At 73.3% G+C, this 3524-nt stretch carries 3 protein-coding genes; all 3 read right to left on the reverse strand.

Annotated elements, in window-relative coordinates:
* Nucleotides 1–230: 230 nt before the first annotated feature.
* Complete coding sequence (gene ssuE / locus L0B03_RS15440) at nt 231–800, reverse strand: NADPH-dependent FMN reductase (protein WP_250447418.1); 570 nt, start codon at nt 798–800, stop codon at nt 231–233.
* Nucleotides 801–1418: 618 nt separating this feature from the next.
* Complete coding sequence (locus tag L0B03_RS15445) at nt 1419–2162, reverse strand: SDR family oxidoreductase (RefSeq protein WP_250447421.1); 744 nt, start codon at nt 2160–2162, stop codon at nt 1419–1421.
* Nucleotides 2159–3484 (reverse strand): aspartate aminotransferase family protein, encoded by a 1326-nt coding sequence (locus L0B03_RS15450; RefSeq protein WP_250447422.1) that lies wholly within the window; start codon nt 3482–3484, stop codon nt 2159–2161. The genes L0B03_RS15445 and L0B03_RS15450 overlap by 4 nt, the downstream gene beginning before the upstream one ends.
* Between the last annotated feature and the right edge of the window lie 40 nt (nt 3485–3524).

Below are 3524 nucleotides of genomic sequence, written 5' to 3' on the forward strand. Positions count from 1 at the left end.
CGCGGAGGACAGCCCGGCCGGCGGGCCGGCCACGGGTCGAGGGTCGACGGGGTCGGTCCTCGGTGGCCGGGCGCCGCGACGGCACCGTGGTCGTGCGGTCGTCGTGCTGGTCCTGCTCATGGTTGCCCCCTGCATAGGTCGGCCACTGACGGTCTCCAGGTGGTCAGTCGCCGGAGTGGTCGGTGTCGTCGGTGTCGTCGGTGTCGTCGGTGTCTTCGGTGTCTTCGGTGTCAGGCGCTGGCGGCGGCGAGGGCGGTGACCTGCGCGTCGGAGGAGCGCAGCTCGGCGCGGAAGATCGCGCTCGTGCGGTCCAGGCAGGCGATGGTCGCCTCGTCGACGATGACGGGACCGCCCGAGCGATGGTCGATGTGCACGTCGAGGACGAAGCGACCGGTGGTGATGTGCCGGGCCCCGAGGGACACGAGCACGGGCCGCAGCGAGTAGTCGATCGCGAGCAGGTGCGCGACGGTGCCTCCGGTCGCCAGCGGCAGCACCGCCTTGCCCTGGAGCGCCGACTGCGGGAGCAGGTCGAGGAAGACCTTGAGCAGCCCCGAGTAGGAGGCCTTGTAGATGGGGGTCGCGACGACCACGGCGTCGGCCGCGATGACGGCGCGGACCGCCGCCGCGATCGACGGGTGCGCCGTGTCGGCCGCGAGGACTGCTTCGGCGGGGAGGTCCCGCAGGTGCAGGACCTGCACCTCGTGCCCGTCGGCGACGAGGTCGTCGGCGACGTGACCCGCGAGGGCCGCGGTCCGCGAGACGACGGAGGGACTACCGGTGAGGATGAGGACGGAGGCCATTCGATCTGCCCTTTCGAACGGTGCGGCGGTCGCCGCGAGGAAGGTGCCAGGAACATTCGGGTACGGCTGGGTAGGGCCAGGTGGTCCGGGTGCGGCCGGGGACGGCGGGGCGCGCCGGGTACGTCCGGGCGCTCGCCGTGGTCGGCCGAGATGCGCGTCAAGGGCCAGCCAGGGCCGGGCCTCAGGGCCAGGCATCAGGGTCGGCGCGTGCGCGCAGGGGGCATCCCGTCGCGGGAGGCGGGGTGGGGCGGGAGCCGCGGCTGACCGGCGGGCGTCGACGCTGTCGTCGACGCCTCAGCGACGCAGACGCGAGTGCGTCAGTCGACTGGGTCCGGTGGGGCGAGCCGTCTCGCCGGGCGAAGTGTCAGAGACAGGACGACGCCGAGGCTCCCGCGGGCATGCACATTCGCGCCGCGACGGTGTCGCTGGGCACGAGAAGCAGCCGGACGGGAGTCATGTCATGACTGTGACAGGCCATCCAAGACCTGGGAACCCTCGTCCCACCATCCGGGACGTAGGTCCTGGGTCGTGCTCGTCCAGGGCGCCTCGGGCAGCCGGACGCCCGGGGTGGCGCCGGCCTCGACCTCGAGGACGGCACCGCCCCGGGCGTCGCGCTGCTCAGGCCTGCCGGGCGATCTGGGTGTTGGAGACCTGCGCCCGCGGCCGGACCACGAGGGTGTCGATGTTGACGTGGTGCGGGCGGGTCAGGGCGAAGGCGATGACGTCGGCGACGTCCTCGGCCAGCAGCGGCTGGTACCCCTCGTAGACCTTCGCCGCACGCTCGGCGTCCCCGCCGAACCGCACGAGGGAGAACTCCTCGGTCGCGACGTTCCCCGGGGCGATGTCGATGACCCGCACGGGCTGCCCGATCAGCTCCAGGCGCAGCGTGGTGGTGAGCATCCGCTCGGCGTGCTTGGCGCCGGTGTAGCCCGCCCCGCCCTCGTAGGGGGCGATCCCCGCGGTCGAGGTCACCACGAGCACGTCCCCCCGCCCGCTCGCGACGAGCTGGGGCAGCAGGGCCTGGGTCACCCGCAGCGTCCCCAGGACGTTCACCTCGTACATCCGCCGCCAGGTCTCGAGGTCGGCCTCGGCCACGGGCTCGAGACCGATCGCTCCCCCGGCGTTGTTCACCAGCGAGGTCACGCCCCCCGTCTGCTCGAGGTGCGCGGCGAGGCGGGCGACGTCCTCCTCGACCGTGATGTCGGCCGCGAAGGGCTCGGCGCCCGTCTCGGCCGCGAGCTCGGCCAGACGGTCGGCACGCCGGGCGACGGCCACCACGGGCCACCCCTCGGTGCGCAGCCTGCGGACGGTGGCAGCGCCGATGCCCGAGGAGGCGCCGGTGACGACGGCACGTGGGTTCATGGGTGGAGCTCCTTCTCGATCTGGGTCAGGGCCGCGTCGTAGACCTCGAGGGCCTCGTGCACCTCGGCGTCGGTGACGACGCAGGGGGGCACCACGTGGACGCGGTTCTCGGCGACGAAGGGCAGCAGCCCCCGCCGGGTCAGGTCCGCCTTGAGGGCGCCGACGGCACCCGCGGCGAGGGGCTCGCGCGTGGTGCGGTCGGCGACGAGCTCGAGGGCCCAGAAGACGCCCACCCCCCGGACCTCGCCGACCACGGGGTGCTTCTCGGCCAGGGCGGCGAGGCCCGGCCCGAGGACCTGGGCACCGATGCGCGCCGCGTTCTCCACGACCCCCTCGTCGGCCATGGCGTCCAGGGTCGCGACGATCGAGGCCATCGCGAGCGGGTGACCGGAGTAGGTCAGGCCCCCGGGGAACACGCGGTCGTCGAAGGTCGCAGCGATCTCGTCGCAGAGGAGGACGCCGCCCACCGGGACGTAGCCCGAGTTGACCCCCTTGGCGAAGGTGATGAGGTCGGGGCGCACGTCGTGGTGCTCGAGGGCGAACCACGAACCCGTGCGGCCGAACCCGGCCATGACCTCGTCCAGGACGAGGAGGATCCCGTAGCGCTCGGTCAGCGCGCGTACCCCGGCCAGGTACCCGGGTGGCGGGACGAGCACCCCGCCGGTGCCGACCACCGTCTCGAGGAGCACCGCGGCGACCGACCCCGGGCCCTCGGCCTCGATGACGCGCTGGAGGTGGTGCAGGGCCCGCTCGGTCTCCTGCTCCGGGGTCGTGGACCAGAAGTCGCTGCGGTACAGGTACGGCCCGAAGAAGTGCACGTGGCCACGGGCGTACTCGTTGGGCACCCGGCGCCAGTCCCCCGTCGCGACCACCGCGGCACCGGTGTTGCCGTGGTACGAGCGGTAGGCCGAGAGCACCTTGTCCCGCCCGGTGTGCAGCCGCGCCATCCGGATCGCGTTCTCGTTGGCGTCGGCCCCGCCGTTGGTGAAGAACACCTTGTGGAAGCGCTCGGGCGCCCGCTGGGAGATCCGACGCGCGGCCTCGCCGCGCACCCGCACCGCGTGGGCCGGGGCGATGGTCGCGAGCTCGCCGGCCTGGGCCTGGATGGCCGCGACGACCCGCGGGTGCTGGTGGCCGATGTTGAGGTTGACCAGCTGGCTCGAGAAGTCCAGGTACCGCCGTCCCTCGGCGTCCCAGACCTCGGTGCCGCGCCCGTGGTCCACGACCATCGGGGTCAGGGCCCCTTGGGCCGACCACGAGTGGAAGACGTGCGTGCGGTCGAGCCGCCGGGCGATCTCGCCGGCGTCGTCGATGTCGTTCATGTGCCAACCATTCCAGAGCAGTGCAGGGCGGGGCGGGGCG

Source organism: Actinotalea sp. C106, assembly GCF_023630195.1.
In the GTDB taxonomy this organism is placed as follows: Bacteria; Actinomycetota; Actinomycetes; order Actinomycetales; family Cellulomonadaceae; genus Actinotalea.